General features: G+C 67.3%; 1 protein-coding gene. It reads left to right on the top strand.

From position 1 onward, the window contains the following. Positions 1 to 1,066 (top strand): alanine dehydrogenase (ald, locus tag PV768_RS21815; RefSeq protein WP_421094202.1); only part of this gene is annotated, 1,066 nt, incomplete at both ends.

Below are 1,066 nucleotides of genomic sequence, written 5' to 3'. Positions count from 1 at the left end.
AAGAAATCAAGAACAACGAGTTCCGGGTGGCCATCACCGCCGCCGGAGTCCACGAGTTCCGCAGCAACGGCCACACCGTTCTGGTGGAACGCGGCGCAGGGCTGGGCTCCGGCATCACCGACGACGAATACGCCATTGCCGGTGCCGAGATCGTCAATGAGGCTGACGACGTCTGGGCCCGCGCCGACATGGTCATGAAGGTCAAGGAGCCCATCAAGGCCGAGTACCACCGCTTCCGCAAGGGCCTGATCCTCTTCACCTACCTCCACCTCGCCGCGGAGCCCGAACTCACCCGCGAGCTCATCAACTCCGGCGTCACCGCCATCGCCTACGAGACCGTCCAGGAAGGCCGGACCCTCCCGCTGCTGGCCCCCATGTCCGAGGTAGCCGGCCGGCTGTCCGTCCAGGTGGGCGCCGCTTCCCTGATGGCACCCGCCGGCGGAAAGGGCGTGCTGCTGGGCGGCGTTCCCGGGGTCCGCCCCGCCAAGGTGGTTGTCCTGGGCGCCGGCGTTGCGGGAACCAATGCCGCAGCCATGGCACTGGGCCTGGGTGCCGACGTCACCATCATGGACATCAACATCAACCGCCTGCGCGAGCTGGACGCCCAGTACCAGGGCCGGCTCAAGACGGTGGCGTCCAACAAGTACGAGATCGAGAAATCCGTGGTGGATGCCGACCTGGTGATCGGGTCCGTCCTGATCCCCGGCGCCAAGGCCCCCAAGCTGGTCACCAACGACCTCGTGGCCCGCATGAAGCCCGGCTCAGTCCTCGTGGACATCGCCGTGGACCAGGGCGGCTGCTTCGAGGACACCCACCCCACCACGCACCAGGAACCCACGTACAAGGTGCACAACACCATCTTCTACTGCGTAGCCAACATGCCCGGCGCCGTGCCGAACACGTCCACCTACGCGCTGACCAACGTCACGCTGCGCTACGCGGTGTCCCTGGCCAACCTGGGCGTCAAGGCCGCCTTCGACCGCGACCCCGCCCTGGCCGCAGGCCTGAACATCGCCGCCGGCCACGTGGCACACCACTCCGTCTCCGAGGCACACAACCTGCCGCT

Source organism: Pseudarthrobacter sp. CC4 (assembly GCF_048957775.1).
In the GTDB taxonomy this organism is placed as follows: Bacteria; Actinomycetota; Actinomycetes; order Actinomycetales; family Micrococcaceae; genus Arthrobacter.
The sequence above is the reverse complement of the archived record's forward strand: the minus strand, read 5'-3'. Positions and strand labels throughout refer to the sequence as shown.